Source organism: Variovorax sp. Varisp85, assembly GCF_047304045.1.
In the GTDB taxonomy this organism is placed as follows: domain Bacteria; phylum Pseudomonadota; class Gammaproteobacteria; order Burkholderiales; family Burkholderiaceae_C; genus Variovorax.
Window position 1 is genome coordinate 1 of the sequence record NZ_JBGLYN010000127.1, and the last position, 5,630, is coordinate 5,630.

Sequence of the window (5,630 nt, forward strand, 5' to 3'; positions counted from 1 at the left end):
AGAGTTTGGAATCAGCTTGTGGCGAATTATTTTGAATGCGTCAACTTGGCATAACACCTTGATCGGATTGATCAAAGTTATAGGGTCAAGCCGCACGAGCAATTAGTATCAGTTAGCTTAACGCATTACTGCGCTTCCACACCTGACCTATCAACGTCCTGGTCTTGAACGACTCTTCAGGGGGCTCAAGGCCCCGGCAGATCTCATCTTGAAACGAGTTTCCCGCTTAGATGCTTTCAGCGGTTATCTCTTCCACACTTAGCTACTCGGCAATGCCACTGGCGTGACAACCGATACACCAGAGGTGTGTCCACTCCGGTCCTCTCGTACTAGGAGCAGGCTTCCTCAAATCTGCAGCGCCCACGGAAGATAGGGACCAAACTGTCTCACGACGTTTTAAACCCAGCTCACGTACCTCTTTAAATGGCGAACAGCCATACCCTTGGGACCGGCTACAGCCCCAGGATGAGATGAGCCGACATCGAGGTGCCAAACACCGCCGTCGATATGAACTCTTGGGCGGTATCAGCCTGTTATCCCCAGAGTACCTTTTATCCGTTGAGCGATGGCCCTTCCATACAGAACCACCGGATCACTATGTCCTGCTTTCGCATCTGCTCGACTTGTCAGTCTCGCAGTTAAGCACGCTTATGCCATTGCACTATCGTCACGATGTCCGACCGTAACTAGCGTACCTTCGAACTCCTCCGTTACGCTTTGGGAGGAGACCGCCCCAGTCAAACTGCCTACCATGCACTGTCCCCGATCCAGATAATGGACCTAGGTTAGAACCTCAAACACACCAGGGTGGTATTTCAACGTTGGCTCCACAAGATCTAGCGACCCTGCTTCAAAGCCTCCCACCTATCCTACACAGATCTGTTCAAAGTCCAATACAAAGCTACAGTAAAGGTTCATGGGGTCTTTCCGTCTTTCCGCGGGGAGATTGCATCATCACAAACATTTCAACTTCGCTGAGTCTCAGGAGGAGACAGTGTGGCCATCGTTACGCCATTCGTGCAGGTCGGAACTTACCCGACAAGGAATTTCGCTACCTTAGGACCGTTATAGTTACGGCCGCCGTTTACTGGGACTTCAATCAAGAGCTTGCACCCCATCATTTAATCTTCCAGCACCGGGCAGGCGTCACACCCTATACGTCCACTTTCGTGTTTGCAGAGTGCTGTGTTTTTAATAAACAGTCGCAGCCACCGATTTTTTGCAACCCATTCATGCTTCGTTGTTCACTACACACTAATAGGGCACACCTTCTTCCGAAGTTACGGTGTCAATTTGCCGAGTTCCTTCTCCTGAGTTCTCTCAAGCGCCTTAGAATACTCATCTCGCGCACCAGTGTCGGTTTGCGGTACGGTCGTTGTTAGCTGAAGCTTAGTGGCTTTTCCTGGAACCTCGTTCAGTCACTTCACGGACAAGTCCGCTCGATCGTTGGCCTCGGTATATGTGCACCGGATTTGCCTAATGCACGCCTACATCCAACTAAACCAGAATAATCCAATAACTGGATGACCTATTAAGATCCGTCCCCACATCGCACTAACAATCGGTACAGGAATATTGACCTGTTTCCCATCAGCTACGCATCTCTGCCTCGCCTTAGGGGCCGACTCACTCTACGCCGATGAACGTTGCGTAGAAAACCTTGCGCTTACGGCGAGGGGGCTTTTCACCCCCTTTAACGCTACTCATGTCAGCATTCGCACTTCTGATACCTCCAGCACGCTTTACAACGCACCTTCACAGGCTTACAGAACGCTCTCCTACCACTTGCAATAAATTGCAAATCCGCAGCTTCGGTAACTGGCTTAGCCCCGTTACATCTTCCGCGCAGGACGACTCGATCAGTGAGCTATTACGCTTTCTTTAAATGATGGCTGCTTCTAAGCCAACATCCTGACTGTTTTAGCCTTCCCACTTCGTTTCCCACTTAGCCAATTTTAGGGACCTTAGCTGGCGGTCTGGGTTGTTTCCCTCTTGAGTCCGGACGTTAGCACCCGGTGCTCTGTCTCCCAAGCTGTACTCATCGGTATTCGGAGTTTGCCTTGGTTTGGTAAGTCGCCATGACCCCCTAGCCAAAACAGTGCTCTACCCCCGATGGTAATACTTGAGGCACTACCTAAATAGTTTTCGGAGAGAACCAGCTATTTCCAAGTTTGTTTAGCCTTTCACCCCTATCCACAGCTCATCCGCTAGTTTTGCAACACTAGTCGGTTCGGACCTCCAGTACCTGTTACGGCACCTTCATCCTGGCCATGGATAGATCACTTGGTTTCGGGTCTACACCCAGCGACTGATCGCCCTATTCGGACTCGATTTCTCTACGGCTTCCCTATTCGGTTAACCTTGCCACTGAATGTAAGTCGCTGACCCATTATACAAAAGGTACGCAGTCACCCCTTACGAGGCTCCTACTTTTTGTAAGCACGCGGTTTCAGGATCTATTTCACTCCCCTCCCGGGGTTCTTTTCGCCTTTCCCTCACGGTACTAGTTCACTATCGGTCAATGATGAGTATTTAGCCTTGGAGGATGGTCCCCCCATATTCAGACAGGATTTCTCGTGTCCCGCCCTACTTGTCGTTAGCTCAGTACCACACAGGTCATTTCACGTACGGGGCTATCACCCGCTATGGCCAGCCTTTCCAAGCTGTTCCGTTATGTCTTGTGCTATCACTAACAGGCTTCTCCGATTTCGCTCGCCACTACTTTCGGAATCTCGGTTGATGTCTTTTCCTCGAGCTACTGAGATGTTTCAGTTCACCCGGTTCGCCTCGCATGACTATGTATTCATCATGCGATACCTTTGCAGGTGGGTTTCCCCATTCGGAAATCTCCGGATCAAAGCTAATTTGCCAGCTCCCCGAAGCTTATCGCAGGCTATCACGTCCTTCGTCGCCTATCATTGCCAAGGCATCCACCACGTGCTCTTATTCACTTGACCCTATAACTTTGAGCTCTCTTTGCAGAGATCCAAAATCGTTTCAAGGAATTACCAGGTCTTTCACCTGGCGCGTTATGCCGTTACATTCAAAATTCGATTTGACTCGAAATTGAAGTTTCTTTTGACGCAATCAAAAATTCTATGCTGCTGATGGCACGGTCTGCACTAAACCTTTACGAATGTGCAGTTTCCATCAGCAGCGCTGATTCGACTCTATGAATTTTTAAAGAACAGCCGATTGATCAAGAGATCTTGATCAACAACAAAGAAGCCTCATGCTTTCACACGAAGCCGCTTTGGTGTTGAATTAAGTATCGTTATTGGTGGAGGATGACGGGATCGAACCGACGACCCCCTGCTTGCAAAGCAGGTGCTCTCCCAGCTGAGCTAATCCCCCGTGAACACTTCAATGTTCCAAACGCGTCACAGGAAGATTTGGTGGGTCTAGTTGGGCTCGAACCAACGACCCCCGCCTTATCAAGACGGTGCTCTAACCAGCTGAGCTACAGACCCATTCGCCAATCATCTTCAAAAAATGAAGACAACCGACTTCTTCCAACAACCGATAAGTGTGGGCGTTTAAATTAAATTGCTTGTTTCCAGAAAGGAGGTGATCCAGCCGCACCTTCCGATACGGCTACCTTGTTACGACTTCACCCCAGTCACGAACCCTGCCGTGGTAATCGCCCTCCTTGCGGTTAAGCTAACTACTTCTGGCAGAACCCGCTCCCATGGTGTGACGGGCGGTGTGTACAAGACCCGGGAACGTATTCACCGTGACATTCTGATCCACGATTACTAGCGATTCCGACTTCACGCAGTCGAGTTGCAGACTGCGATCCGGACTACGACTGGTTTTATGGGATTAGCTCCCCCTCGCGGGTTGGCAACCCTTTGTACCAGCCATTGTATGACGTGTGTAGCCCCACCTATAAGGGCCATGAGGACTTGACGTCATCCCCACCTTCCTCCGGTTTGTCACCGGCAGTCTCATTAGAGTGCCCAACTGAATGTAGCAACTAATGACAAGGGTTGCGCTCGTTGCGGGACTTAACCCAACATCTCACGACACGAGCTGACGACAGCCATGCAGCACCTGTGTTACGGTTCTCTTTCGAGCACTAAGCCATCTCTGGCGAATTCCGTACATGTCAAAGGTGGGTAAGGTTTTTCGCGTTGCATCGAATTAAACCACATCATCCACCGCTTGTGCGGGTCCCCGTCAATTCCTTTGAGTTTCAACCTTGCGGCCGTACTCCCCAGGCGGTCAACTTCACGCGTTAGCTTCGTTACTGAGTCAGTGAAGACCCAACAACCAGTTGACATCGTTTAGGGCGTGGACTACCAGGGTATCTAATCCTGTTTGCTCCCCACGCTTTCGTGCATGAGCGTCAGTACAGGTCCAGGGGATTGCCTTCGCCATCGGTGTTCCTCCGCATATCTACGCATTTCACTGCTACACGCGGAATTCCATCCCCCTCTACCGTACTCTAGCTATGCAGTCACAGATGCAGTTCCCAGGTTGAGCCCGGGGATTTCACAACTGTCTTACATAACCGCCTGCGCACGCTTTACGCCCAGTAATTCCGATTAACGCTTGCACCCTACGTATTACCGCGGCTGCTGGCACGTAGTTAGCCGGTGCTTATTCTTACGGTACCGTCATTAGCCCTCTTTATTAGAAAAGGCCGTTTCGTTCCGTACAAAAGCAGTTTACAACCCGAAGGCCTTCATCCTGCACGCGGCATGGCTGGATCAGGCTTGCGCCCATTGTCCAAAATTCCCCACTGCTGCCTCCCGTAGGAGTCTGGGCCGTGTCTCAGTCCCAGTGTGGCTGGTCGTCCTCTCAGACCAGCTACAGATCGAAGGCTTGGTGAGCCTTTACCTCACCAACTACCTAATCTGCCATCGGCCGCTCCATTCGCGCAAGGTCTTGCGATCCCCTGCTTTCATCCGTAGATCGTATGCGGTATTAGCACAGCTTTCGCTGCGTTATCCCCCACGATTGGGCACGTTCCGATGTATTACTCACCCGTTCGCCACTCGCCGCCAGGATTGCTCCCGCGCTGCCGTTCGACTTGCATGTGTAAGGCATGCCGCCAGCGTTCAATCTGAGCCAGGATCAAACTCTATAGTTCGATCTTGATTTTTGCGCCTGACCTCGCAGTCAAGCAAAACTCATAAAAAAAGAATTAAAGTGAACTTCACTTCTATCTCATGAGCGTTTTTAAGTCTTGCGACTTGTTCCGAAGAACTTACGCAATTACCTTCAAACGCCCACGCTTATCGGCTGTAAATTTTTAACGAACCCCGAAGCAACTTTCGCCTGCTTCGTTTTGCCTTGCTGCGATCAGCGAAGCCTTGTAGTCTATCACGATTTTTAAAGAATCGTCAAACTTTTTTCGCTTTCAACAACTTCTTTATTCGCATCCCGCAACCTTCGTTGCAAGCTGCTGAAGCCGTTTCAGCGGAGCCTTGTAGTCTAGCACGACTTTTGAAGTCTCACCAAACTTTTTCAACCCTTTTTGCTTTCAACCAGCCCCTCATCGCAACCCGCAACTTTCATTACAAGCCACTGAAGCCGTTTCAGCGAAGCCTTCGATTATGCACCGGTTTTTTAAGACCAGTCAAACTTTTTGAAGACTTTCTTTGCCGACTCGCAAGCAGAACTCC

Annotated in this window: 2 tRNA genes and 2 rRNA genes; all 4 read right to left on the minus strand. The window is 50.3% G+C overall.

From position 1 onward, the window contains the following. Nucleotides 1-81 precede the first annotated feature (81 nt). Nucleotides 82-2,957: ribosomal RNA gene (locus tag ACCC97_RS28525) — 23S ribosomal RNA — on the minus strand. Between the two features lie 321 nt (nt 2,958-3,278). Continuing rightward, nucleotides 3,279-3,354: transfer RNA gene (locus ACCC97_RS28530), tRNA-Ala, on the minus strand. Between the two features lie 39 nt (nt 3,355-3,393). Next, nucleotides 3,394-3,470, minus strand: a tRNA-Ile gene (locus ACCC97_RS28535). Nucleotides 3,471-3,560: 90 nt separating this feature from the next. Continuing rightward, nucleotides 3,561-5,095, minus strand: a 16S ribosomal RNA gene (locus tag ACCC97_RS28540). Together the 16S and 23S rRNA genes with 2 tRNA genes alongside form the textbook arrangement of a ribosomal RNA operon. Nucleotides 5,096-5,630: the final 535 nt, after the last annotated feature.